Annotated in this window: 29 protein-coding genes; 27 read left to right on the top strand and 2 right to left on the bottom strand. The window is 48.7% G+C overall.

Annotated features, from left to right (window positions below; translation table 11 throughout):
• Positions 1–61 precede the first annotated feature (61 nt).
• Positions 62–502: a hypothetical protein gene (locus H8B17_RS00540; protein ID WP_190307237.1), complete on the bottom strand. Its 441-nt coding sequence runs from the start codon at positions 500–502 to the stop codon at positions 62–64.
• Between H8B17_RS00540 and H8B17_RS00535 the strand changes: the two genes are divergently transcribed.
• Genes H8B17_RS00535 through traK form a run of 16 tightly spaced genes read left to right on the top strand, consistent with a single transcriptional unit; the run spans position 501 to position 12,724 of the window.
• Positions 501–1,550, top strand: coding sequence for a DNA cytosine methyltransferase (locus H8B17_RS00535; protein WP_190307236.1), 1,050 nt, complete (start codon positions 501–503; stop codon positions 1,548–1,550). The genes H8B17_RS00540 and H8B17_RS00535 overlap by 2 nt on opposite strands.
• Positions 1,547–1,957, top strand: a complete 411-nt coding sequence (locus H8B17_RS00530) for a ribbon-helix-helix domain-containing protein (RefSeq protein ID WP_190307235.1) — start codon at positions 1,547–1,549, stop codon at positions 1,955–1,957. The genes H8B17_RS00535 and H8B17_RS00530 overlap by 4 nt, the downstream gene beginning before the upstream one ends.
• Positions 1,954–3,111, top strand: a complete 1,158-nt coding sequence (locus H8B17_RS00525) for a relaxase/mobilization nuclease domain-containing protein (protein WP_190307234.1) — start codon at positions 1,954–1,956, stop codon at positions 3,109–3,111. The genes H8B17_RS00530 and H8B17_RS00525 overlap by 4 nt, the downstream gene beginning before the upstream one ends.
• 33 nt (positions 3,112–3,144) lie before the next feature.
• Positions 3,145–3,780: a ParA family protein gene (locus tag H8B17_RS00520; RefSeq protein ID WP_190307233.1), complete on the top strand. Its 636-nt coding sequence runs from the start codon at positions 3,145–3,147 to the stop codon at positions 3,778–3,780.
• A complete protein-coding gene (locus H8B17_RS00515; protein WP_190307232.1) occupies positions 3,777–4,127 on the top strand; it encodes a hypothetical protein in 351 nt (116 codons plus the stop codon). Before H8B17_RS00520 ends, H8B17_RS00515 begins: the two co-directional genes overlap by 4 nt.
• Complete coding sequence (locus H8B17_RS00510) at positions 4,124–4,444, top strand: hypothetical protein (RefSeq protein WP_190307231.1); 321 nt, start codon at positions 4,124–4,126, stop codon at positions 4,442–4,444. The genes H8B17_RS00515 and H8B17_RS00510 overlap by 4 nt, the downstream gene beginning before the upstream one ends.
• A 7-nt stretch (positions 4,445–4,451) precedes the next feature.
• A complete protein-coding gene (locus H8B17_RS00505; protein WP_190307230.1) occupies positions 4,452–4,754 on the top strand; it encodes a DUF4134 domain-containing protein in 303 nt (100 codons plus the stop codon).
• A 42-nt stretch (positions 4,755–4,796) separates the two neighbouring features.
• On the top strand, positions 4,797–5,105 hold the full coding sequence (locus H8B17_RS00500) for a DUF4134 domain-containing protein (protein ID WP_190307229.1): 309 nt from the start codon (positions 4,797–4,799) through the stop codon (positions 5,103–5,105).
• A complete protein-coding gene (locus H8B17_RS00495; RefSeq protein WP_190307228.1) occupies positions 5,102–5,413 on the top strand; it encodes a DUF4133 domain-containing protein in 312 nt (103 codons plus the stop codon). The genes H8B17_RS00500 and H8B17_RS00495 overlap by 4 nt, the downstream gene beginning before the upstream one ends.
• A complete protein-coding gene (locus tag H8B17_RS20550) occupies positions 5,385–8,147 on the top strand; it encodes a TraG/VirB4 family ATPase (RefSeq protein ID WP_223816267.1) in 2,763 nt (920 codons plus the stop codon). The genes H8B17_RS00495 and H8B17_RS20550 overlap by 29 nt, the downstream gene beginning before the upstream one ends.
• Positions 8,144–8,806: a hypothetical protein gene (locus H8B17_RS00485; RefSeq protein ID WP_190307227.1), complete on the top strand. Its 663-nt coding sequence runs from the start codon at positions 8,144–8,146 to the stop codon at positions 8,804–8,806. The genes H8B17_RS20550 and H8B17_RS00485 overlap by 4 nt, the downstream gene beginning before the upstream one ends.
• Positions 8,803–9,462, top strand: a complete 660-nt coding sequence (locus tag H8B17_RS00480) for a hypothetical protein (protein ID WP_190307226.1) — start codon at positions 8,803–8,805, stop codon at positions 9,460–9,462. Before H8B17_RS00485 ends, H8B17_RS00480 begins: the two co-directional genes overlap by 4 nt.
• Positions 9,459–10,133 (top strand): hypothetical protein, encoded by a 675-nt coding sequence (locus H8B17_RS00475; RefSeq protein ID WP_190307225.1) that lies wholly within the window; start codon positions 9,459–9,461, stop codon positions 10,131–10,133. Before H8B17_RS00480 ends, H8B17_RS00475 begins: the two co-directional genes overlap by 4 nt.
• A 2-nt stretch (positions 10,134–10,135) precedes the next feature.
• Positions 10,136–10,921, top strand: a complete 786-nt coding sequence (locus H8B17_RS00470) for a hypothetical protein (RefSeq protein WP_190307224.1) — start codon at positions 10,136–10,138, stop codon at positions 10,919–10,921.
• Positions 10,922–10,939: 18 nt separating this feature from the next.
• Positions 10,940–12,082, top strand: coding sequence for a plasmid transfer protein (locus H8B17_RS00465; protein WP_223816266.1), 1,143 nt, complete (start codon positions 10,940–10,942; stop codon positions 12,080–12,082).
• A 21-nt stretch (positions 12,083–12,103) separates the two neighbouring features.
• Positions 12,104–12,724, top strand: coding sequence for a conjugative transposon protein TraK (gene traK, locus H8B17_RS00460; RefSeq protein WP_190307223.1), 621 nt, complete (start codon positions 12,104–12,106; stop codon positions 12,722–12,724).
• Here the strand turns inward: traK and H8B17_RS00455 are convergent.
• Positions 12,696–13,130, bottom strand: a complete 435-nt coding sequence (locus H8B17_RS00455; protein WP_190307222.1) for a hypothetical protein — start codon at positions 13,128–13,130, stop codon at positions 12,696–12,698. The genes traK and H8B17_RS00455 overlap by 29 nt on opposite strands.
• 26 nt (positions 13,131–13,156) lie before the next feature.
• Between H8B17_RS00455 and traM the strand changes: the two genes are divergently transcribed.
• The 11 genes from traM (at position 13,157) to H8B17_RS00400 (ending at position 23,572) form a co-directional block, all read left to right on the top strand.
• On the top strand, positions 13,157–14,320 hold the full coding sequence (traM, locus tag H8B17_RS00450) for a conjugative transposon protein TraM (protein ID WP_190307221.1): 1,164 nt from the start codon (positions 13,157–13,159) through the stop codon (positions 14,318–14,320).
• 19 nt (positions 14,321–14,339) lie between these two features.
• Entirely contained in the window at positions 14,340–15,185 is an 846-nt protein-coding gene (gene traN / locus H8B17_RS00445; protein ID WP_190307220.1) for a conjugative transposon protein TraN, read from the top strand.
• Positions 15,186–15,243: 58 nt separating this feature from the next.
• Positions 15,244–17,280, top strand: coding sequence for a type IV secretion system DNA-binding domain-containing protein (locus H8B17_RS00440; protein ID WP_190307219.1), 2,037 nt, complete (start codon positions 15,244–15,246; stop codon positions 17,278–17,280).
• A gap of 46 nt (positions 17,281–17,326) precedes the next feature.
• Complete coding sequence (locus H8B17_RS00435; protein ID WP_190307218.1) at positions 17,327–17,758, top strand: hypothetical protein; 432 nt, start codon at positions 17,327–17,329, stop codon at positions 17,756–17,758.
• On the top strand, positions 17,755–18,255 hold the full coding sequence (locus tag H8B17_RS00430) for a M23 family metallopeptidase (protein ID WP_190307217.1): 501 nt from the start codon (positions 17,755–17,757) through the stop codon (positions 18,253–18,255). Before H8B17_RS00435 ends, H8B17_RS00430 begins: the two co-directional genes overlap by 4 nt.
• A gap of 1 nt (position 18,256) precedes the next feature.
• Positions 18,257–18,415: a hypothetical protein gene (locus H8B17_RS00425; RefSeq protein ID WP_190307216.1), complete on the top strand. Its 159-nt coding sequence runs from the start codon at positions 18,257–18,259 to the stop codon at positions 18,413–18,415.
• Complete coding sequence (locus H8B17_RS00420; RefSeq protein ID WP_190307215.1) at positions 18,405–19,625, top strand: ArdC family protein; 1,221 nt, start codon at positions 18,405–18,407, stop codon at positions 19,623–19,625. The genes H8B17_RS00425 and H8B17_RS00420 overlap by 11 nt, the downstream gene beginning before the upstream one ends.
• Before the next feature lie 29 nt (positions 19,626–19,654).
• Entirely contained in the window at positions 19,655–20,464 is an 810-nt protein-coding gene (locus H8B17_RS00415) for a DUF4099 domain-containing protein (RefSeq protein ID WP_190307214.1), read from the top strand.
• Entirely contained in the window at positions 20,464–21,084 is a 621-nt protein-coding gene (locus tag H8B17_RS00410; protein ID WP_190307213.1) for a hypothetical protein, read from the top strand. The genes H8B17_RS00415 and H8B17_RS00410 overlap by 1 nt, the downstream gene beginning before the upstream one ends.
• Positions 21,085–21,116: 32 nt before the next feature.
• Positions 21,117–21,851 carry a hypothetical protein gene (locus H8B17_RS00405; RefSeq protein ID WP_190307212.1) on the top strand — a complete coding sequence of 245 codons (735 nt, stop codon included), beginning with the start codon at positions 21,117–21,119 and terminating at the stop codon, positions 21,849–21,851.
• An 80-nt stretch (positions 21,852–21,931) separates the two neighbouring features.
• Entirely contained in the window at positions 21,932–23,572 is a 1,641-nt protein-coding gene (locus H8B17_RS00400; protein ID WP_190307211.1) for a hypothetical protein, read from the top strand.
• Positions 23,573–23,574 lie beyond the last annotated feature (2 nt).

Here is a 23,574-nt window from a genome sequence, read left to right as displayed (position 1 = left end):
TGCCGATAGCAGTCAATACCTATATGCACATATCGGAGCAGATAGCTATATGCATATAGGTCTATATACGGTACGGTCTATCCGTATGGATACCTATCCATACATGCACACAGACTAGTAGACGGCTATGCCGAAATATAACTATAAAGGCAGATAGCCATACCGATAGCCGTATAACCATATCCACACCTATGTACCTAAACAGGTATCTGTACATACCGACCCAGACAGGCTGTTTGCGGCCCGCCAACCCCCTGTTCAATGCCCTACGGTATAGCCCCGCTTTTTTGTTTTGTAATGTGCAAGTTGTGTTTTTGTACGTACAGACCTCGTACCTCGGCCGTACCCACAAAAACCAACTTGCCCCGAAACAGCCCGGCTCCGGTGGAGCGGGTCTGTACCGGGGAAGGAAAAAGGTCGCAACTCCCTTTTTCTCCGGCATGGCGCCCACAACAACCGCAAGCGGTAAAAAAAACCCATAAACCTTAAAAACCATCACCATGTTAAGACACGGCAGCCTTTTCAGTGGCATTGGCGGGTTTGACATCGCCGCCTCATGGATGGGGTGGCAGAACGTATTCTCGTGCGAGAAAGACCCGTTCTGTCAGACCGTCCTTAACCACTATTGGCCCAACACAAAACACTATGAAGACATATACGCATTTCGGGCAACTCACTTTCGGGGACACGTCGACATCATCAGCGGAGGATTTCCCTGCCAGCCATTCAGCCAGGCCGGACGGAGAAAGGGCTCTGAAGATGACCGCTACCTCTTCCCGGAGACTTGCCGAATTATTAAGGAAACGAGGCCGGAGTGGATCGTTCTTGAAAACGTTACTGGCCTGTTCACCATTCTCGAACCCGATAGTCTATCTGAAATGGAGATCAAAGCGATTGAGCTTTTTTGTCAGGACAGTGAACAGCCTGCAACAAGCACCATCATCAGACTCCAGCGACGGGTTATCGGAAGCATCATTTCAGAAATCGGGGCAGCAGGATATGTACTTCCGAGACTTGAAGATGGCACACCAGTCATTCTGTGTATTCCGGCTGCTGCCGTTGGTGCTCCACACCAACGGGATCGGGTATGGTTTGTTGCCCACGCCGACCGCCACGGAAATAAGCAATCAAAAATTGACCGTGCAGCAGGTAAAGGACGGACGGCTGCTGAAAGACAGGAAGAAAGAGAACGGCAACGGCGGACAGGTATCCCTGACGGATTTTCTGGTCTACCATACCTTGCTAGCGCTATCGACGGCACCGCAGGAGATGGAGGAAACGATGCCAAGCCCGATCCAAAAACGGCAGCTCCGGGTATTGCCGACAACGGAACAGATCAAAGGTACAAAATTCCCGGCTGGACGGGCTGGCCAACTGAATCCCCGTTTTGTGGCCGAGATGATGGGCTTCCCGAAAGACTGGACGGAATTACCTTTCCGACATGGCGCGCCGAAAGCATAAAAGCCTACGGCAACGCCATTGTTCCAGAGGTAGCCCATGAAATATTCAAGGCAATACAATCCGTTACGCCAAACCCAAAAGCACCATGAGGAACAGAATCGGGAAGAGCAAGCCGCTATCCAATGAACAGCGTACCCGGCGCTTTGAGCTTCGGTTGAGCGAAGCGGAGCGTGGGCAGTTTCTGGAACTTGAAAAAGCGCTCGGTATAAGCCGTGCAGATATTGTCCGTGTCCGGGTGCTCCACCATTCCAAACGGATGCTTCTCAACGCGACGGAAATGATGAAACTACTGGACAGCATCGGAACGGAACTCGGCCGATCGGGAAACAACATCAACCAATTGGCAAGGCACGCCAACATCTTGCAGCGGCAAGGGGTACTGACCCCTGCCCTGATCCATGACCTCACGCCCTTGCTCGGCGAGTACATCAGGGTACAACGGGAGTTGGAAAAGACCTTTCGGCAGCTTATCCGCTTGATAAGGGGACAAACATGATCGTCAAGATATTGGAAAAGTCCGCAACTTTTGGAGGGGTGCGCTACAATACGGACAAAGTGGACAAGGACAAGGGCGAATTGATTAAGGTGTCGGGATTCGGGGCCTTGCAGGCCCTCCAACATCTCCGCCCGGCGGATTACGTCAATTACCTGGAGGCCCAATCAGCAGCCAGTAGCCGGACGAAATACCCGCAGCTTCATGCCGTCATTTCGTGCAAGGGGCAGTCACATAGCAAGGAAGAGCTGACCACCATCGCCGAAAAATGGCTAGACGGCATGGGGTACGGTGGGCAGCCCTACCTCTTGGTATTCCATAAGGATACGGCAAACAACCATATCCACATGGTAACCACACGGGTGGACAAAAACGGCAAAAAGATAAACGACAGCTACGAGAAACTACGTGCTTATGAAGTGCTGAACCGGATCATGGGACTGGACGAAAAGCAACAGGCGGATAAGGATATTGAAAAAGCGCTCGCCTATAGTTTCTACACCAGGGCGCAGTTTATGATGATTCTTGAAGCACAAGGGTATAACCTTAAGCTATCCGATGGCAACTATCTTGTAAGCCGTTATGGCAAGCAACAGGGCGTTGTTCCGCTCGAAAAAGTGGATGCCCGAATCGGTCTTTTCAACAGGGACATCAATCGGCTGGCACAACTCCGCGCCATCTTTGCCAAATACCGTAACCAGTACGATCTGGCGGCCGTTCCGATATCCGCCCCGCATCCAGGCGGTAAAACAGTTGCTTTTTCCGGCTACACCTCCGGCATGGCACAAATGTTATCTGAAAAATTCGGTGTCCAGGTCATATTCCACGGTAAGGACGGCAAGCCACCATACGGTTATACCCTGATAGACCATTCGAGAAAGATGGTTTATAAAGGCAAAGACCTCATGCCATTGGCGGAATTTATCGGACCACCCGACGACACCCCCGAAATATCACTCGAAACGGAAGGGACCGATCCTACTACACAAGGGCAAACGCATCCATCCGAAAAGACCGTCCCGGATGCCGGCCATACGTACTCAACAACCCAATGGGCACCCGGTATCCAGATCGATATTTCCGACGACATCGATGACGAGGCCATCCACGGCCGTAACCGGAGGCGCAAGCGCAAGGCCCGGACCAATACCCGTTGACAATCCCAACAACTACACAAAACCCAACGCATTATGCTCATACTTATTGGAAACCAAAAAGGCGGTGCAGGAAAGAGTACGCTCACCCTGCTGCTTGCCAACTACCTTGCCGGAGAACGTGGACGGCAGGTGACCGTGTTGGACATGGACTACCAACAGTCGCTGTCGGCAAAAGCTGAAAAAGCAAAAATTCTCGAAAATGACCCGCTGTACGAAATCGTGCCTGCCGACCTCGGTCATTTCCCGGCGATGCAACGGAAATTAGGAAAAGTACGCAATGAAATCGTACTCGTGGACCTGCCGGGCAAGATGGACGACGACGGGCTGATCCCCGTGTTTGCCGCTGCCGACATGGTACTCTGCCCGTTCTCATTTGATGAATTTTCCGTGGACTCGACACTGCTGTTTGCCATGGTGCTCGGCAAGATCAACCAGTGGGCCCCGCTCATCTTTGTGCCGAACCGCATAAAGAATACCGTCAAGTACGAAACCCGCACGGAAATCGAAAAGGTATTGCGGGCCTTCGGCGCGGTAGCTAACGGCCTGCCGGACCGCATAGACTTCCAGCGGATCAACACGTTCCAGACACCGATCATCCTGTATCCTGTCGTGATTCCCCTGCTCGATCAGCTCTATGAGCAATACATCACCAAGGAGGATCCGTCATGAGCGGAATAAAGAGCCTGGCCGACGAGCTGCGCGATTCCATCAGGAAAGACAAACAGTCGGGTACACCGGACAAAGCAACCGCACAGGATAAAAACCGTACCGCGAAGAAAAAAACGGAAGAACCACTGAAACACCTGTTTGAAAACATCCTGAGCCATGAACTGACCGGAAGGGAAAAGCTACTGATCCGCCTGGACGACAAGACCGTTTTCTTGCTCAAACAACTAAAAGTAACCAAAGGCATCGATATGAATAAGATCATCTCCTACAGCCTGCACGTGTTCCTAAAGGAGCACCCCGAACTTACCCGATACATTAAAGAACATCTCAAAACACTTGATCTATGAACTGGACACAATTCCTGATCGGCATCACCGCCATCTATGGCATCTATTATGCCCTGAACCTATTGTTTGACCTGTTTATCGGACGCCGCGCCCCGGTCAAAATCGATGACGGGAACGAATTGGTATTTTCCGATGACAGCCTACCCGAAGCGGTCGTCCCCAACCCACCCATAGCCGAAAGGGAACCTATGGCTGGTACTGAAAATCCCGTTATCTCATCCGGTCCCCTGCAATCCACCGGCGGGGTAAACTTAAAAACACTGCTGTCACTCGCCCAGAATGACGTGATCGAATTTACCAAAGCCATACCTTATTGAATCCAGCATGCAACCAATTCGATTTCTAATCGTGCCAATTTTCCTGTTCTTCACCCTCTCCGTTTCCGCACAGCCCGGCCTTGACGAGTTTGAGAAGGTAACCAAAGAAGTCAACGACTGGTATTTCAGCTTCTCCGACCTTGCCCTGGTCATCGGTGCTGTCTGCGGGCTGTTGGGCGGGTTGAGGGTATACAATAATTGGCAATCCGGCAAGCACCACATCGACGCGCAGGTCATGGGATGGTTCTTCTCATGCCTGTTCCTTTCCCTTGTCGGTGCCGCACTCAAAGCCCTTTACGGGGTACATTGACAGACCCATCATTTTTCCATTCACCCTTAATTCTTTATTTCTATGACTGTAAGCACCAAAAAACTGCTCACTGCGGCCGCGCTATCGCTTTTCGCGGCCAAATCAACTTTCGCACAGGGCGGTACCGTGGGTATCGATGCCGCCACATCCTCGCTCACCAGCTATGTCGATCCGATTTCCACCCTCATTCTCGCAATCGGCGCCGTGGTCGGGCTCATAGGCGGAATACGGGTATACATCAAGTGGAACAGCGGAGATCAGGATATCAACAAAGAGCTGATGTCGTGGGGAGGTTCCTGCCTGTTCTTGGTACTCGTGTCGGTGGTCATCAAAGCGTTTTTCGGCGTATGACCCGCGGGCGTTATCCAATCTATAAGGGGCTGCAAAAGCCCCTTATTTACCGCGGTTTTAAGGGCAAGTTTATCTATTGGGGCATAGGCTCCCTTATCGGTGGTCTGGCCGCTGGCGGCCTTATCGGCGCACTGACCAATATGTTCCTCGGAAGCTTCGCGACCATTACCTTCATGGGTGCAGGACTTGCCTATACATTCATGAGGCAGAAAGACGGCCTGCACGACAAGACCCGCCACCGCGGCGCATTCATCCATCCCGCCAATTTATCGATCAGCTATGAGAACAGAGAGAAAGACAGCTTTTGAGATGCCGTACGCGGGCATCGACCATTATCAGGGAATGCCGATTCTGTACGGCAACCGTGGTGATTTTTCAGTCGTCATCCGGCTGACCAATCCCGTATTGCAGTACGGCGCCGAACCCGAAGCCTACACCGTTTTCCAGCAGGTACTGCTCAATGCGATAAAGATACTCGGCGAGGGGCATATCATCCAGAAACAGGATGTATTCATCAGATGGAAATACAGGCCCGAACCAGCATCCGAATTTTTGCAGCAGAAATACCAGGAACATTTCGAAGGTCGGGAATACACGGAGATCAGGACCTACCTGACCGTTACCCGTCAGGTAAAAAGGGGAACGTTCTATACGTATGACAAAAAGGTGCTGGTCACTTTCGGCCAAAACATGGCCAAAGTCCATGACCTGCTTTCGGGAGCCGCTCTGGGCCCATCATACCTTACGGAAGCGGAAATAAACCGCTTTGTAAACAGGGTGCTCGGAATGGAATTCGAGCAGCCCCATATTTCACTGGACAATCTCCGTTGCGTAGACCGCGGATTGCACATAGGCGACAGGGCCATCCGTTGCATCAGCATGGTCAATACGGATTCCGTCGATCTGCCGGAAAAGGTCGGCGCGTTCACTTCCCGGACGGAAACAAACGGTATGCGCGATTTTCCGGTGGACAACCTGTTTTTCCTGCACCATGTCCCCGGTTATCGTGCCATTATCTATAACCAGCTGTTGGAGATACCGAACCAGCAGGTCACATTGGGCAAACTCGAAGTGAAGCGCAAAAGGCATTCGAGCGTACCCGATCCTGCCAATCTGATGTGCGTAGAGGACATCGACCGCTTGCTTGTGGACGTGGCCCGCGACAACCAGCTGTTAGTGAACGCCCATTATTCCATGATCGTATCCACGGATACGGACAGGATAGACAAAACGGCCAACTTTATCGAAGCCGCACTTTTCCAACAGGGCATCATACCCTCACGCAATGCCTACAATCAATTGGAGTTGTTCCGTTGCGCCCTGCCCGGAAATGGCGTGGAACTGAAAAAATACGACTGGTTCCTGACCACCGCCGATGCCGCCCTTTGCTTCTTTTTCAAAGAGCGGCTGCCGACCGACGAACCATCCGACTTTCTGCTAAGATTTACCGACCGTCAAGGGGTGCCCGTGGCCATTGACCCATCGGACCTTGTTATGCGTACGGGGCGCATAAAGAATCGCAATCGGTTTGTGTTGGGCGCATCGGGAACGGGCAAGAGCTATGCCATCAATACCATCGTCCAGCAATACCTGCAATATAACATGGATGTGGTGATCGTTGACGTAGGGCATTCCTATTCCGGCCTTTGCAGTACCTATGGAGGCAAATACATCACCTATTCGGAGGAAAAGCCAATCACCATGAATCCCTTTGCCATCAGCGAAGACGAATACAATATCGAGAAAAAGGATTTTTTGGTTACGCTGGTGTCCCTGCTCTGGAAAGGTTCCGAGGGTACCGTTACTACCGTGGAGCGCGATGTAATTTCCAATGTAATATCAGCTTACTACAGTCAGTACTTTTCAGATAAAGGTTTTACTGGACTTTCCGAAAAGGAAAGACAAGCCATTGAAAGAAAGGTGAGGGAAATATTGCGCATCAGCGTTATCGACGCAGATGAATTTGGAAAGGAAACGGATTCTTTATCGACAATAAATGAAACATCGAAAGACACCGTTCCTATCGATGGTCATCTAACAACCAAATACCACAGACCGGGTGTCAAAAAGGTGTATCCAGACATTTTCCATGAAAAATACGAGGCCGAAATCGCTGCTGCTACTGATGCTGCCAGAACCGTTTACGATGAAAACCACATTCCCAAACTGGACTTTAATTCCTTTTATGAATTTGCCATTCGGAAAATCCCCGATATAAGGAATGAGGAAAGTATATCCTTTGATGTGGAAGAGTTCCGCTTTGTATTAAAGAAATTTTACAAAGGGGGCGAATATGAAGCCATTCTGAATGAGGCTGCCGACCAATCGCTGTTCAGCGAACGTTTTATAGTTTACGAAATAGACAATATCCAGAGTAACAAAACGCTGCTACCCATCGTGACGCTCATCATCATGGATCTGTTCATCCAAAAAATGCGCCACCGCAAAAACCGCAGAAAGACGCTCATACTGGAAGAAGCCTGGCGGGCCATTTCATCACCCATGATGGCAAATTTCCTGCTCTACCTGAACAAAACCGTACGGAAGTTCTGGGGTGAGATCATCGAGGTGACACAAGAGATCAACGACATCATCGGTAACCCCATTATCAAGGACAGTATCATCAACAACTCGGATACCATCATCCTGTTGCAACAGAACGAAGCTGATTTTAGGAAGGTTGCTGAATTGCTGTCCATCGATGAAGCGGAGCAAAAGAAGATTTTCACGATCAACCGACTGGACAACAAAGACGGCCGCGCCCGGTTCAACGAGTTCTATATCCGGCGTGGAAATAGAGGTGAAGTGTACGGCGTGGAAGTCAGCATTTACCACCATCTGGCTTTCACGACTGAAAAACCCGAAAAAAGTGCTGTTGAGATTTATGCCAAACATTACGGAGGCTACCAGGCTGCACTGACCGCATTCGTATCCGACATGGAAAAAAGCGGTCTTGCGTTGGGCGATTTTGTACAGCGGGTGAACGAGGACAGTGCTCCCGCCAATTCATCGAAGGAATACTTTAAACCAGACTTTACATGAAACGAATTATCATCATATCGATCCTGTCCCTAACTTCCTGCTTTGCCAGGGGGCAGATTTATGTCGATCCCGCCGTTGCGGCAGCCACGGGCGTACATGCTGGGATAATGAACAGCCAGCTCAATAACGTGAACGACAACCTCACGCTTATCCAGCGTGGGCAGATGGCCGTCACCGGCCAACTCCTGATCGTAAACGACTTGCAGGATAAGATTTACAAAGGGTTGAGCGAAGTCTCCGCGGTAGTCCGGTCCCTGCTGACGGTAAAAGACATAGCCGATATCTCCCTTGATATCATCAGCGACGTGGAAAAGGCGATGAATATCGCCAGTGGAAACCCCGCGCTCCTGCTTTTTGCCGAAGCGGGCGCACGGGAATTTAAGACGAGGGCAACCAATCTGGCAACCGAAGTCAGCGCTTTTGTGCTAAAAGGCGGAAAGGATAACCTGATGGATTCGGGCGAAAGGGCAAAGCTGCTGAACCGTATACATACGGAATTAACGATCCTGCGCGGTGTGGCCTACGGCATGCACAGAAGCATGTATTGGGCAAAGCAGCGCGGTATCCTCAATTCCCTCAATCCATACGCCGGATTTATCAACATCGATAAGCGGATTGCCGACGACGTCATCCGCAATTCAAGACTGGTCAAACGATGAAGTATATTGTCCTGACCCTATTGCCATTGGTCATCATCCTGGCCCAGGCAAATGCACAGCTCAACGTGGAACTGCTCCATCAATTGGTGGAACACAGCAAAGACGAATACGACCGCCAGGTCACTGCACGGAACCGCCAGGCCGTCACTACGGCAAATGAGACGGTGAACCGCGGGGAAACCTCAAGGCTCAAAGACCGTTACCGGCAATTGCACAGCCGTTTCCAGACCCTGGGCATGGCCCTTCAAAGCCTTAGCATAGGGATTGAATCCGCACCGGTCGTCACCGAGATCATCAACCAACAGAACAGGATCGTGGATATTGTTTCCGCGCATCCCGAATTTCTGCCGCTCGCCATCGATGCCGAAAGGGATATGGCGGGAAAAGCCATACAGTTGGCTCGCTACCTTACCGGACTGTTTATCAGTATCGGAGACCTGAACCAGATGAAAGCCAGCGACCGCAGGATATTGTACGGCCACGTCCTACAGGAACTTAGGTTGATAGCCGGTGCATCCCGCGGCCTTGCCAACACGATGTATTATTCCACGCGAAAAAAAATGCTGGAATCCCTGAACCCCTTTGCGGATTTCATCAACGAAGATAAGCGCATAGTCGATAACATCTTAAGGCAATTGGAGGAATTTAAGCCATGAAAACCCAACTCATAACGACGGTCTTTATCTGTCTTTCAACCCTCGCCTTTGGGCAAAGCTACGTGACCATTATCTACGACGCCAAGCATCTCGCCATCGTGAACGAAAACGGTGCGGTAAGGCTGGTTTCGGAGCAGGCGCACAACAATATGCTCGGCAATATCCGCGGACGGATCGACGACATCAACGTCAACCTTTCTTCCGTGGTGCTGGTTCAGCAAATGATACACCGAGCACTGACGGAAGTGGACGAGGCATTGAAATCAGGCCGTTCCGCACTCCATATCGCAAGACTTGTCCAGGACATCGGCTCGCACAGCGCGAAGATGCTGGAAACTGCCAAAGGAGAACCCTGGTTGTTGCTCTTTGCCGAGGACGTTGCCCTGCAACTTAAAAACAGGGGGATGCAACTTGCGGCAGATGTCTCCGGTTTCGTTCTGCAAGAGGGAAAGAACGTTCTGATGGACTACGAGAAAAGGGACCAGCTCATGCGGAAAATCATTCTGGAATTGAAAGTGATACGCGCGCTCGTATTCAGCATGGAAAGGTCGATGTATTGGGCAAAGATAAACGGGGCACTCAAAACGGCAAACCCATACCGCAATTTTATCAATATGGACAAACGCAAAGCGGACGAAATCATACGTTACTATTACCTAATCGAAGACTGAACATGAAAACACACGCTATCATTTGGCTGCTGTGCCTGTGTCCGATCGCGGAAACATTGGGGCAGAACGTAAAGCGCCAGACCGACAAACATATCGTGCACCAGCAGGAACGCATGGTCCATAAACAATGGGATCGCAAGAAATTCACTCCTACCAAAGGTTTTCTTAGTCTCAACTACCAATATTGGATCACTTGGGCATTGCATCCCAATTATCCGAAGACCGACAGACGGCCGTTGAGCGGTCCAGGCCCACAGACCCTACGGATGGGCATGGTACTGGCCATGCAACAGACGGACGAGGCATATAAAAAACACGCGGATACACTCAGGAACGTGGCCGTCACCGAGGCCGCGAATTATTCCGGTCTGCTCACAGATGCCGACCCCCTGTGGTTTCTGTACTATCGAAAAGAATTTAACCCACTGCTTGAAAGCACGGAAACCGACGCCATGCAGGGAATTGCCCCGGAAATAAAAGATTACCTGCAACAAAAGGGGGTTTATGAATGGTACACCAATGAGCGACTGGAACTAAAAGAGCGGTTGGAAGCCGCCCGACGGACGACCCTCGACCGGGGCAGCCGGATACTGGCATACCACCGCATGCTGATGGAACACCGGAAACTGCTTGCCACATGGGAAGCCAAAAAGAGCTATGCCGCCAAATTCCTGTCCTTATCCAGTAGCCTTGACGGCTTGCAAAGCGACAGTCCCGGTTTGCCGGAATTTGAAGGCGGCCGTTCCGATGTGGAGATAGCGGAAGACATCCTGAAAAGAACCCGATAACCACAAGAAAACTACTATATGGATTTTATCAACGTAAGTGGGGCAATGCCCCGTTTTTTATTACAGGCCAATCCCGTGGACGTGCCGGATGCCTTTAAGGAAACATTCAATTTCCTACAGGGAAACGGTGTCTATGAAGAGGGTGTCATGCACTTCTTAAAAGGCATGAAGAATACGATATGGACACATTTTGACACCTTTATCGCCGACGCACAGGCACTTGCCGCCATTTTCATGCTCATATTCTTTGCCATCAAATCCTATGAAATGATGGCCGGAGACAAGAAAATGGAAATCATGCCACTGCTCCGTCCGTTCGGCTTGGTGATGGTTATCATCTGGTGGGGTACATTTACCCGCGTACTCGCTTATCCCACGGACATCGTGGCCGCCAAGACGGAAAGCCTGTTCGACAGCGGCCAGATCGAAGTGAACAACCTGCGTCTCCAACGTGCGAAGCTTATGATCGACGTTGCCGATCAGCTGACGACGATACAGGCCGAAACCGAAATCGCCGAAAAAGAGGCGGAGACATGGTACGGGGAGGCCTGGGACGCCGTGTCATCAAGCGTAAAGGAGGGCTTTTCGACGGTTTGGAACACCGTGACCCAAATCAGGAACAGAATGAAGATCGGTTTGCAGTTAATGGCGACCTACGCTCTGGAAACATTGGCGGTCTGGATATTGCGCATCTGCGTTTACATCATATTCATTATCCAGATCATCTACTCGACCATCCTTGTCATATTGGGGCCTTTTTCCGTTGCGGTAAGCATCCTGCCGGCTTTCAGGGACTCCTTTGGAACGTGGATAGCCCGGTTTATCAGCGTTAATCTGTATTCGGGTGTCGCCTACCTTGTCATGCACGTGGCAAGCCTGTTCCAGCAATATGCGATGGAAGCCGAAATTACCCGCTACCAGCAGTTGCTTGACAGTACGGGCAGTACAATGGAGAAAATGGCATGGTTTGCGGGCAACGGACTGTTAAGTTTCGGCATTGTTATCGTTGCGTTCCTGATCGGCGGGCTTTCCATGCTCACCGTACCAAGCATCAGTACATGGATTGTTTCGACAAGCGGTATCACTTCCGCCGCCAGTACAATGGGGCGCGGAGCTTCCAACATGGGCAGGAATATGCGGAGGCTGATCGCCAAAATCTAAAACCCTTTAACCCCTTATTTCATGATAATAAAGAATATCGAGACCAAGATCAGGCTGGCGACATTTATTGCCGGGGCCAGCCTGGCCACCGCCCTGCTCATGGTAGTGGCGGTATCCTTTTTTGCCTATAAGCAGGTCGGCAATGCGCGGAAATCCGTGTACATCCTCGACGCGAACAACGTGCCCGTATCGGCGCGACAGACCGATGTCGAGGTGAACAGGCCCATCGAGTACCGTACCCACGTCAACCTATTCCATTCATTGTTTTTCACACTTGCACCGGACGATAAATTCATAGAATACCAGATGAAAAAAGCCATGTACCTGATCGATGAATCAGGGGCATTGCAGTACAACAACCTGCGAGAGAAAGGATTTTTCAATTCCATACTTTCTTCCAGCGCAGTACTGACCATCCAGACGGATTCGATCCATGTTGACCCCATCAAAAAGTATTTTCGGTATTACGGCAAACAGACCATAGATCGCAGAAGCTCAACGGTGGTGCGGACACTGGTGACGGAGGGCTATCTCCGGGACCTTGAAGTGCGTACGGACAACAATGGCCACGGTGTACTTATAACCAGATGGAAAACATTGGAAAACAAAGACATCAGCTATGTTCAGAAAAATAACTTCTAACCGCCCGCCCGGCACGACATTGTGGACAGCCGTTTACAGAGAGTTTGGCAAGTATATCGACGGGTTTTCCGTCCGTATCAGACGGTTTCTGGAATCCCGGCCGCTTGCAGTATTCCTTGCAATGGTCATCAGCATCCTTGTTTCCGTTGGATGCTTTCTCTTTATCCCGAAGAAAAAACCGCTGGAAGACGATACCCGCATTTCTATACAACAACCTATGGTTGGCGGGATGAACGGTATTGTCTCCACCGTTTCCACGTTGAAGGAACTGCTGGAAATCAATGCCATCCTTGACGGGCTGCTGGAAAAAGACAGCTTGGACAGCTCGGATAGCCTGCTCATGGAGCAAGCCATTGACAGGGTACGCATACTCGAAAAGCAGTTGGCCGAGGCCAACGGACACCATAATTCACCTTAATACCATCCAGTAAAATGAAGATCAATTTCAGACAACCGCGCTATGTTCTCCCGATCATAGCGTTACCCTTTCTATGCCTGTTCTTTTACGTGTACAGGACAGGTTTTGCAACTGATGAGACGCCCCAACAGGCCGGCGATCCTTTGCAGGGACAGATTGCCGAAGTATCGGAAGAGGTAAAGAACAGCTCGCTTTCGGACAAACTGGCCGCCTACCGTGAACAGTACCGTCGTGGAGACGGTTATACGGCGATAGGCCAGTTGCAGGAGGAACAGGCTGAACAGTACCGCTTTGATGAACTCTACAACGAAGAAGAAAAGCGAAAGCTCGATTCCATCGAGAACGCCCTCAAAAACAGGCGACCGTTTTCCAGCAATGATTCCCTGGTCGACGATGGCGGAGATCACGCTTTGGAGCAAGCTCTCTCATCGTTGAGGCGAAAGCCCGAACCCACCGAAGAAGCACCCGAAAAAAACGACCCGATGGAACTTTTCCGTCGCCAGATGGCCTTCGCGGATAGTATGGCAAGGGCAAACGACCCGGACGAACGAGCAGCCCGCGAGCAACGTGAACGCATGGAAGAGATGAAAAGGGAGCTTGAAAGCCAACCCCGGTTGTCAGTCTCCAAATACGGTCTGGCGCAGGATGCGTTCAATACCGTTCGCCCCGAAAGGGACGAGACATTTATCCAGGCCATCGTAGATGAAAACATAACGGGATATGCGGATTCACGCCTGCGCATACGGCTGATGGATGACCTCTTGGTCGGCCGGCACGTCGTTAAAAAAGGCACCCATGTTTTTGCCAGGATCACCGGGTTTTCGGGACAGCGTGTGCTGCTTACCATCACTTCCATCATGCAGGGAAATAACATATTGCCCGTTCGGCTGGAGATATACGACAATGACGGCTCGCCCGGACTGTATGTGCCAGCTTCGGCATTCAGGGAATTCAGCCGCGAGCTCGGTGGAAATACAACACAGGGCATTACCCTGCAACAACAGGCTGAAAATAACAGCCAGATGGTCATGAGTGCCATCCAGCGCATGTTCCAATCCACTACCACTGCCGTTTCAAAGCAGATACGGAAGAACAGGGCGAAATTGAAATACAATACACTGGTCTACCTCATAGACCCGCAGACGCTCCGCCAAACCCAACAGAATTACGAAAAGTAAAACCATTTAAGATCTCATCATGAAGAAACATCATTTTCTTATCCTCGCCCTTTTTTGCTTTATCGGGTATTCGGCCCATTGCCAGCAAACCCCCGATGCCCGGTTGGGCGGGCTTCCCGAACTCACATTGTACCGCGGTCATACGGTTCATATCCTTTCACCCGAACCGATCCAATACGTTGACATCGCATCAAGCCATGTATCGGCTGACCTGCCCCTTGAAAATGTGCTTCGCATCAAGTTGAAGGGGGACAGCACACAAATGGAACAGCTCGATTATGAACTGGGGGCGATCACTATAGTCGGCGACAACTTCATGGCACAATACCGCCTAACCGCGCCGTCCTGGACGAATGGCCGGAACATTCCGGCCTTGCTTGAAATCAGGCCGGAACATACCCGCCCCCTTGAAGTTTCCGGGGTCGGATTGAGCCGTAGCCAGATGAAATCCCTCGCTTTGGGTCTACTGACGAAAACCGTTCACCATCCGGTAAGAAGTGCAAAAGATTACGGATTGGGCATCACCCTGAACGGTATCAGCGCATTGGGCGATTATATCTTTCTTGATGTGTCGTTTACCAATACCTCAAACCTATCATACGACGTGGATGAGCTGCGGTTTTTCATTGAAGACAAAAAAATCACCAAAGCCACAAATGTACAGACCGTGGAAATTAAACCCGTGTGGCAATACCAGCCTTTGGGGGAGTTTAAGAAAAAGCATCGAAATGTGTTCGTGCTGAAAAAAGCAACCTTTCCAGGCAGTAAGGTACTTCGGGTGAACCTTGCCGAAAAACAGATTTCCGGCCGGACGGTGAACCTAAAGATAAAGTACAGGGATATCCTGAAAGCGGACACCTTTTAAATGTCATCATGGAAGAGCGGCGAAACCCTCGTTCCAACCGATAAAAAACCAATAATTTATGGAAGAAACCAAAGAGCAGCAGGGGCTTTACCGTTCCCTGCAATTTGGCATATACCTGTCCGTTGTGCTCGAAGTCTTTCTGTTTTTCTACGTCGATCGATTCCTATTGACAGGAACAAGCGATAGCAGCTTGGTACTATTTGCCGAAAGGCTTTCGAGGGTACCATTCTATGACGGGCTGATAAACAGCAAGCTCTTTACGCTTGTGCTGATCTGTCTGGTTTCCATCGGAACGTTAAGCCGAAAGAAAAAAGACCTCAATCCCAAAAACCAGATCGTATATCCTTTGGCATTGGGGATGCTTATTCTTTTTTCAGGCGTGTGGTTACATGGGCGTGTAAGCGATCCAATATGGCAGAAAGTCAACTGGTACGACCTTGCTTATGTTGCGAGCGCTTTTGTGGGCGCCATTCTCGTGCATATGGCCATGGACAATGTGTCCAAGATCATTAGTTCCAATCTGGGAAAGGATCGCTGGAACATCGAGGAAGAATCCTTTATGCAACCTACCAAACCCGTGATAACCCCGTACTCGGTGAACATCCCGACTTTGTTTTATTATAAACGTAAAGTCCGAAAGGGGTATATCCCGCTGGAAAATTTATTCAGGGGGTGTTTGGTCTGTGGAGTTCCGGGAAGCGGAAAATCGTTTGGGGTCATTGCGCCAATCATCCGCCAAATGTTGGCCAATTCGTTCACGTTGGCACTTTATGATCTGAAATATCCCGATCTTGGTAAGATAGCCTATTATCATTATCTACTTGCCAAGCGGGACGGTCGGTGCATGGATTACCGCTTTCACGTCATCAACCTGAACGATCCCGAGAAAAGCAGAAGGGTCAATCCCTTGAAAAGGGCTTACCTGAACACGCTCGCCGATGCTTCCGAAACGGCGGAGGCACTCGTTGAAGCCTTAAAAAAGGGAGACAAAAGCGGTGGTAGCGACCAGTTTTTCACGCAGTCGGCCGTGAACTTCCTTGCCGCCTGTATCTTCTTTTTCAGCAGATACGAAGATGGCCGCTATTCCAGCCTGCCGCACGTACTGGCATTTCTTAACCTGCCGTATGAACAGATATTTACCGCGCTTTTTACAAACCAAGAGCTTGGTTCCCTGCTATCGCCCTTCATGTCAGCGTACACGGCAAAGGCATTTGACCAACTCGAAGGTCAGGTGGGCACCCTGAAAATCTTTATCAGCCGCCTCGCCACAAAGGAAACATTTTGGGTTTTCGGAGCCGATGATTTTGAGCTCCAGGTGAGCAACCCCAAGCATCCCGGTATTTTAGTACTGGCCAATGACCCGAGCACCCAAAGCATCAATTCCGCCTGTTTGTCTGTGGTACTTAATCGGGTTACCAAATTGATTAATACAAGGGGGAACCTGCCCATAGGATTGGTGGTGGATGAGGCGCCCAGCTTGTATATCCACCGAGTGGACCTACTCGTGGCACAAAGCAGATCCAATTTTTCTGCGGTGGTCCTGGGGCTTCAGGAGTTGCCTATGTTACGCCAACAATACGGCAAGGAAACAGCGGAAGTCATTACGTCCATCATGGGGAATGTGCTTTCCGGTTCGGTCAGAAGCAAAGAAACTTTGGAATGGTTAGAGCGTCTGTTCGGCAAGGTGAAACAGACGGGCGAAAGCCTAAGCATCGACCGTACAAGAACCTCGCGATCCCTGAATGAAAAACTCGAACCGTTGATTCCCGCCGGAAAGATAGCATCGCTAAAGGCCGGGGAAATTGTCGGTATTGTTGCCCGCGATACGGCGGAAACCTACACGGGTAAATACGAGACCTCGGCGGTAAACTGCCGTATCAATCTGGATATGGAAGCCATAAAAATGGAAGAAGCGGGTTATCGGGAACTGCCTACCTATTACGACTTCAAAGGGCGGAAAGAGGAAATCCTATTGGCCAATTTCTTCCGTATCAACAAGGAAGTACAGGAAATGGTGAATGCATTGGTACCGCATCAGGATTCAGGCCCGGCTCCCCAACCCAAAGGCACCATGAAGCCAACATTCAGGAAATAAGCCGACAGGTTTAAACACCCTATTATTTAATCAAAAACATAAAACTATGCAAGAATTGCAAGGCCAACTGGTTTTGGTGAATCCAGAGCTACCACACGATCCTTATCTACGGCGTGGTCAGATAGGAGTCGTTACCGATACAAGGCTAAAAAAAGATGAAATCACCGTCACCTTTGGAGATGGTCAAAAGAGCCTTTATGCTACGGATGCGCTATTGGTATTGAAGCCGCAGGAAGAACTGTACGGGCTTATCAAGAGCAGTTTCATGAAACTGGATGAAAGGGATTTCGTCACGCTGATGGACATCGACGACCATTTGAGAAATGGCTCGATAAACGCGCTTGCGCGGGCACTTGAAATTGCGGTAAGCAATCAAATGCTTTTGACAATGAGTACCGTCTCTTTACAGGAAAAGTTACGGCTCTCCATGGAACGGAATCCCGACAGCGGAGGCCGGGAAACAGGGAGGGGAAGATGATCCGCAGGAAAAAATTCATTATCCAAATACTGATTATATCGTTGCCGTATTCCATCCCTCTACCAGCAACGGCACAACGTTCAGTTTCGATACCGTTGGCACGTCTAAGTGTAACGTCCCCATTTGGCCCACGTGTGCATCCGGTGACGGGCAGACCTAATAACCACAATGGCGTTGACCTTGCCGCCCGTTCCGATCCGGTTTTCAGCGTTTTGGACGGAATTGTTATAGAAACCGGTAACCACCCCAATCTTGGGAAATACGTACGGACCCTTCATGGAGACGTGGAAATCATTTACGGACACCTTTCCCGTTTGCTCGTTTCCACGGGTGCCACGGTAACGGTAGGGCAACCTATCGGTATCACCGGGGCCACAGGCAGGGTAACCGGAGAACACCTGCATTTTTCGGTAAAGTTCAATGGACGATACCTTGACCCCTTGAAATTCCTGCGCAGGCTAAAAGAACAATCGAATAAACCTTTAAACATTGAATGATATGGACTACCATTTAAGATCACTCCAACAGAAACTAAGTGTTCTGGCCAGTGGTGAAGACATTGGCCTGACCCCGGAAGAAGCTGCTATTTATGGCGTGGATTACGCCGACGAATTGCCAGCAGATGAATCCCCGGAGGTGGATTCCCATGAGAAATAGCAACGTAGCGGCCCTGCACGAATCTGTCGCATGGGCGATCATCAAAAAACTCGAAGAAGGTACCGCGCCTTGGCAGAAACCGTGGAACGCGGGCAGTCCTGCCTTTGAACTGCCCTATAATGCCGTAACGGGTAATCGCTACAAGGGTATAAATAGCCTTTCATTGCTGATGGCCGACCGGGAGGACCCTCGTTGGCTGACCTTCAACCAGGCTTCCGAAAAGGGATGGAAAGTTAAAAAGGGTGAAAAAGCGAAGCTAATCCAGTTTGTCAAAACCCGCGAGCTATTACCCAAGAAAGACGAAAATAACCTTCCCATATTGGACAAGCAGGGCAACCTTGTAAAAATCGAAAAGAGGTTGGAAAAACCAATCATCAGTACCGCTTGGGTGTTCAACGCCCAGCAGGTTGATGGCATCAAACCTTTGGTGAAACCGGATGTGAAAGAACTTCAATGGGATCCTGTCCAAAGGGCTGAAAATATCATCCTGGCTTCGGGGGCCGATATCACGCACAAATCTGGGGACCAAGCCTATTATAGCGAGAGAAGTGACAGTATTACCATGCCCTTGCGTGAACAATTTGATGCATCGGATAAATACTATGCTACCCTGCTCCATGAACTCGGCCACTGGACAGGTCACAAAGACCGTCTCAACAGGAGTATGATAAACCATTTCGGCACGGAAGCCTATGCCCGGGAAGAACTCCGTGCTGAAATCGCCTCGATGCTTATCGGTCAGGAACTACGAATCGGCCACGATCCCGGCCAGCACGTGGCCTATGTCGATAGTTGGATACGGATACTGAAAAGCACACCCTTTGAAATCCACGCCGCCGCCGCCGATGCGGAAAAAATCCGAAACTACCTGTTGGCATTTGAGCGGAAAAGGCAAATCAAAGCTGCCACCGTTCCGGTCGAACAACAACCCGAAGCAAAACCCCGTAGCGCGAAAGAGTCAGACCTATCTATGGGGGATGAAATTGCCTATAACAATACGATATACAAGGTACAGGGCAATTTGAAACGTGGACGTGTACGTGTGGAAGACCTTTCGACGGGCAACACTTTCTCCCTATCGAGAACGGACGGGCTCTATAATTCCCTGCTTCAGGCCAAGCAACATCCCGATGGCGTCAAGGCAGCCGTAGACCTGCACCATCCAGTGGCTGAACAGCAGACCACAAGCGCCTATGGTATCAAGAGATGAAATTATTGAAACTTAACAATCATTGAATTATGAAATATCCTATCAAAGAAAATGAAATGCCCTTAAAGGAACTCGAGAAATTGGGGCTTTACAAAGACGGCGGGTTCAGTATCAGCCCGGAGAACATCGATGCTTTGCTTGCCGGAAGAAGGACGGATATGTTGAGTATGTCCGGTCTGAACATCGACGGTTTTTCTATCCGTCAATTGGATGCAAAGCTATCCATCAGCCGGGATTTGGACGGTAACGTCCAGCTTAACATACATCCTATTTACCGCGAACCACAATGGCACCCGTTGTTGACCGAAGACGAGGAAAAGGCCCTAATTTCCGGAGAAAAGCAAGTCGTGGGCAAGGAACAGCAGATCGACGGTAATAAAAAGAAGAAAATCATCATTGAATATGACGACTTGACAAGGGAGTTTGTTGCGTATGAGTCTGATCAGGTACAGGCTCCCATTAAAGTGAACGGCGAAACGCTTTCAGAAAAGCAACAGGAGGCTTTCCGTAACGGCGATGTGGTGGAGCTCGAAGACGGGACCAAAATCCAGCATTCGGCAACCGACAACAAGGGTGTCCGTTCAGACCGGAAACGGCTGATCCTGTCCGTGTTATTGGACGGTGGTATTTCTTATTTGGTGTTCCGTGGCATCAAAAACCTTAAAGGGAGATTTGAGCAACAGGGTGAAGGCTTTTCCAAGGGCTACAATCAGGCGTTGGCCGATATGATGTTGAGTGACAAAAAAGAAAGAGGAAATGAGAAAACCGTTCATGACCTTGTACAAAATCTCCGTGAAACCCAACACAGTAGAGGGTACGGCCGTACCGCTTCCCGGTAATGTCGTTTTCCTCGCTGAAACCCGAAGTACAGGACTTCTTTGCTCCTTATATTAATATATCCAAAGACAAAGTTGCGTTTCCCTACACGTTAGAAAGTTGTGTGATCGATCATGAACATTGGTACAATAACCGTGTCCGTGTTCCGGTTTCTGCCGGTATATGGTTGGCGGCGGATAGTTTGCCCATATCCGTCACCAATCTTTTCATTGGTCATTCCGCAAGTGATATATTGTGCTTTTGCCATTATCATCCAGGTTGGCTTGCTGTACCGTGTTCAGCAGCGTTTGCTTCATTGGCATTGCGGCCATCCAAGGAGCAGGTTGTTCGGCTAAAATTCCTTTTCCCGAATGCCAAAATCCATACTGTATTTGATGCGGGAATAATTGGCCGTGTGACCGACTGCAAGGTGGCAATGTGGAAAGTAGGAAAAAATGCGCGGTTCTCCCTTATTGGTGACCAAGGGGAATTCTATTGTAATAGAAAGCGGTACTGTATTCCGGTCGGTGTATTTTCATTGAACCGTTTTGAGAAAGAAGCGGGCATCCGTTCGGGTGTCAGAACCCACAAGCCAAAGGCACCATTTGAGACTTTCCATCAATTCTTTACAGACAAGGGCTAACCGAATTGGCTCCTTGACACCCCTGATCCCTGATGGGTCAGGGGTTTTTGGTGTTCGCAAATTTTAAACACAAGAAAACAAATATTATTAATTCATCATTTATTTCCATCATTATGAAAATCGAGTTGAAGAATATTCATCACAGTGTACAATTAAGTCGCGAAACAGAAGCATTCACCGCCAAGCTCTATATTCAGGGTGTCCATGCGGGTTATGCCGAGAATGAGGGGCATGGAGGTCCAACGAACTACTACCACACTAACGAAAAAGGGAAAGAGTTGATACGCCAAGCGGAGGAACATTGCAAAACCCTGCCGCCTATACAGTACCCGGCAGACGAGTACATGGAGGCTTTTTCGGTTGACATGAACCTTGAAAACTATATCGACGACCTGCTGAACAAATATGTTGAGAAAAAAGAAGCGGCAAAATTCAACGCGAAGTTAAATAAGACGATGGAAAAGGGCATCGTCTATGGCATACCTGGTCGATCCTTTGCCGCCATTGTTTATTCGATTCCGTTCAGCCAGGTAATAATCCACCCCAAAGGGCCGGAGACGATCAAAAAGACGATTGCCGATAAAATCCTGCCTAAACTGAAAGATGGGAATATTATACTGAACACCAATATTCCCGAAGGTGTCCTGAAAGAGGCCGGACTGAAAACTGATCAATATGTAAAACCCGTCAAAGAAAAAATGGGTCAGGGTGCCCAAACTGAACAAAACGACAACCAAAATGATATCGGGAGAAGAAGAAAAATGTAGCTACTGCAAACAAAAATTATGAGTATATTTCACGATTAATAGGTCTAACAATTAGCCTTAAAATATACAATTTTTTAATAATGAGCGGTAGAGATAGTATCAGAGGATATATATTCCAAACAATCACCAGTGTCATCGCATCTTTCAATCGGGGACTTTGGGATTATTGTAAAGTAGAACCTGCCACTGAAAAAGACAAGGTGGATATATTGTTCTATAAAGATGACGGCATAAGTCTTTGTCAACAGATCAAATCATCCGTAAATAATTTTGAAAAGCCGGATATTATCGAATGGATAGTAAGCATGGCAAATGATGTCCCGTCATCTGAACAATATGAACTTGTCCTCATAGGGACAGCATCTTCACGTGTAAATGGATATATAAATAAAATTAACACTAAGAAAGAAACAATCGGAGAAGAACCAATATCCGTTAAGATCACACTTTGGCCATTTGACCCAGATACCCTGGAAAGTAGAATTCGGGACAATCTTCATAGCTTTTTCTCACAAGAAGGTTACACCGTTACCCATAGTGACCTTGAGCTCATGACTGGTGCCCTTATATATCAGTTTTTCCAATTTTCTATTGTTGAAGAAAAAGTCTCTCATCAGCAATTCAGAGAAAAACTATTAGGGTGGGCGAAATCAAATTACCCTAAACTCCTTAAAAGCGTCCATTCTGAAAGCGATATAAAAGTTTATTTCTATAATGCTTTCAATAGAACAAAAGCAAAATCATTTGTAAGCCAAACTGTAGATATAGGGTTTGCGCATTATTTTGAAATGTTATCTGAAAGCATTATTAGCGGTTATAAAAAAGCTGAAAAAATAAAGTTATCAAAAAGAAACAACAGCTCTTCTGATACGATAACGAAACAGTTAACAGGATTTTCAATTCCTCAATTTTATCAATACGAGGATGCAGACTTTAGCATATCTCGGTCTTCTTTTATACAGAAATATTTGACACTGTATTTTGATATATCGCTTGATGGAGATTTCTTTTTTGTGGGTAATTTGAAGCGTACGTATTTAACATTCAATTACACTTACCACGGCACCCAAGACGAAAGGGAGAAGATGGAACTATTAAATGATTTGTATTTTAACCTACGCACATTTGTACAGTTGAAGCAGTTTTGCAACACTATTGAGAGTGGTTACACCCTACCTTTGGTAGCATCCAATGAAGGTAACCACCATGACGAAGAAATAATTGTACAATTGGCTTTTCCTGTCGGTGTGGGCATAATTACCGCGGATCAAGTGGATATACCAACAGATGAAGATGCCCTAGACTTCTTAATCGATCAGAAGATCATTGAGAAATTTTTCTGCCTTGGTAAGGATTCAAAAATAGAAGCGTATCCATATATGCCTCTACCATTTTTTCCTGTTTCAAGGGATATGGAAGTAATGGATAGTTTGACAAACAGCAATAGTGTCCGTGACGCAAAAAAACAAAACGTAAAAAGTCGTTTGGAAAATTACCTTGATTTTGAAATGTTGGAGAATACCGATTCTCATTTGGTTGTGGAATATTATTTTCGAGCTATCAATCCGAATATAACTATGGCTTTCCCTGGATTACTGTTTTTTAGAAGCGAAAATAACTTTGAATTAAAATATGAGGTAAGATCGAAGCATTCTGGAAAAATAAGAGACGGGGTGCTAAAAGTTACCCTCTTTAAAGAAGATACAGAATCAGTAAAATAGGA

The organism is Sphingobacterium arenae (assembly GCF_014692505.1).
Lineage (GTDB): Bacteria > Bacteroidota > Bacteroidia > Sphingobacteriales > Sphingobacteriaceae > Sphingobacterium > Sphingobacterium arenae.
The sequence above is the reverse complement of the archived record's forward strand: the minus strand, read 5'-3'. Positions and strand labels throughout refer to the sequence as shown.

What these genes read in the sequence shown, in the direction of transcription:
- H8B17_RS00535 (WP_190307236.1), top strand. Translation starts at nt 501, where the DNA reads ATGTTAAGACACGGCAGCCTTTTCAGTGGCATTGGCGGGTTTGACATC.
- H8B17_RS00540 (WP_190307237.1), bottom strand. Translation starts at nt 502, where the DNA reads ATGGTGATGGTTTTTAAGGTTTATGGGTTTTTTTTACCGCTTGCGGTT.
- H8B17_RS00530 (WP_190307235.1), top strand. Translation starts at nt 1,547, where the DNA reads ATGAGGAACAGAATCGGGAAGAGCAAGCCGCTATCCAATGAACAGCGT.
- H8B17_RS00525 (WP_190307234.1), top strand. Translation starts at nt 1,954, where the DNA reads ATGATCGTCAAGATATTGGAAAAGTCCGCAACTTTTGGAGGGGTGCGC.
- H8B17_RS00520 (WP_190307233.1), top strand. Translation starts at nt 3,145, where the DNA reads ATGCTCATACTTATTGGAAACCAAAAAGGCGGTGCAGGAAAGAGTACG.
- H8B17_RS00515 (WP_190307232.1), top strand. Translation starts at nt 3,777, where the DNA reads ATGAGCGGAATAAAGAGCCTGGCCGACGAGCTGCGCGATTCCATCAGG.
- H8B17_RS00510 (WP_190307231.1), top strand. Translation starts at nt 4,124, where the DNA reads ATGAACTGGACACAATTCCTGATCGGCATCACCGCCATCTATGGCATC.
- H8B17_RS00505 (WP_190307230.1), top strand. Translation starts at nt 4,452, where the DNA reads ATGCAACCAATTCGATTTCTAATCGTGCCAATTTTCCTGTTCTTCACC.
- H8B17_RS00500 (WP_190307229.1), top strand. Translation starts at nt 4,797, where the DNA reads ATGACTGTAAGCACCAAAAAACTGCTCACTGCGGCCGCGCTATCGCTT.
- H8B17_RS00495 (WP_190307228.1), top strand. Translation starts at nt 5,102, where the DNA reads ATGACCCGCGGGCGTTATCCAATCTATAAGGGGCTGCAAAAGCCCCTT.
- H8B17_RS20550 (WP_223816267.1), top strand. Translation starts at nt 5,385, where the DNA reads ATGAGAACAGAGAGAAAGACAGCTTTTGAGATGCCGTACGCGGGCATC.
- H8B17_RS00485 (WP_190307227.1), top strand. Translation starts at nt 8,144, where the DNA reads ATGAAACGAATTATCATCATATCGATCCTGTCCCTAACTTCCTGCTTT.
- H8B17_RS00480 (WP_190307226.1), top strand. Translation starts at nt 8,803, where the DNA reads ATGAAGTATATTGTCCTGACCCTATTGCCATTGGTCATCATCCTGGCC.
- H8B17_RS00475 (WP_190307225.1), top strand. Translation starts at nt 9,459, where the DNA reads ATGAAAACCCAACTCATAACGACGGTCTTTATCTGTCTTTCAACCCTC.
- H8B17_RS00470 (WP_190307224.1), top strand. Translation starts at nt 10,136, where the DNA reads ATGAAAACACACGCTATCATTTGGCTGCTGTGCCTGTGTCCGATCGCG.
- H8B17_RS00465 (WP_223816266.1), top strand. Translation starts at nt 10,940, where the DNA reads ATGGATTTTATCAACGTAAGTGGGGCAATGCCCCGTTTTTTATTACAG.
- traK (WP_190307223.1), top strand. Translation starts at nt 12,104, where the DNA reads ATGATAATAAAGAATATCGAGACCAAGATCAGGCTGGCGACATTTATT.
- H8B17_RS00455 (WP_190307222.1), bottom strand. Translation starts at nt 13,130, where the DNA reads ATGGTGTCCGTTGGCCTCGGCCAACTGCTTTTCGAGTATGCGTACCCT.
- traM (WP_190307221.1), top strand. Translation starts at nt 13,157, where the DNA reads ATGAAGATCAATTTCAGACAACCGCGCTATGTTCTCCCGATCATAGCG.
- traN (WP_190307220.1), top strand. Translation starts at nt 14,340, where the DNA reads ATGAAGAAACATCATTTTCTTATCCTCGCCCTTTTTTGCTTTATCGGG.
- H8B17_RS00440 (WP_190307219.1), top strand. Translation starts at nt 15,244, where the DNA reads ATGGAAGAAACCAAAGAGCAGCAGGGGCTTTACCGTTCCCTGCAATTT.
- H8B17_RS00435 (WP_190307218.1), top strand. Translation starts at nt 17,327, where the DNA reads ATGCAAGAATTGCAAGGCCAACTGGTTTTGGTGAATCCAGAGCTACCA.
- H8B17_RS00430 (WP_190307217.1), top strand. Translation starts at nt 17,755, where the DNA reads ATGATCCGCAGGAAAAAATTCATTATCCAAATACTGATTATATCGTTG.
- H8B17_RS00425 (WP_190307216.1), top strand. Translation starts at nt 18,257, where the DNA reads ATGGACTACCATTTAAGATCACTCCAACAGAAACTAAGTGTTCTGGCC.
- H8B17_RS00420 (WP_190307215.1), top strand. Translation starts at nt 18,405, where the DNA reads ATGAGAAATAGCAACGTAGCGGCCCTGCACGAATCTGTCGCATGGGCG.
- H8B17_RS00415 (WP_190307214.1), top strand. Translation starts at nt 19,655, where the DNA reads ATGAAATATCCTATCAAAGAAAATGAAATGCCCTTAAAGGAACTCGAG.
- H8B17_RS00410 (WP_190307213.1), top strand. Translation starts at nt 20,464, where the DNA reads ATGTCGTTTTCCTCGCTGAAACCCGAAGTACAGGACTTCTTTGCTCCT.
- H8B17_RS00405 (WP_190307212.1), top strand. Translation starts at nt 21,117, where the DNA reads ATGGGTCAGGGGTTTTTGGTGTTCGCAAATTTTAAACACAAGAAAACA.
- H8B17_RS00400 (WP_190307211.1), top strand. Translation starts at nt 21,932, where the DNA reads ATGAGCGGTAGAGATAGTATCAGAGGATATATATTCCAAACAATCACC.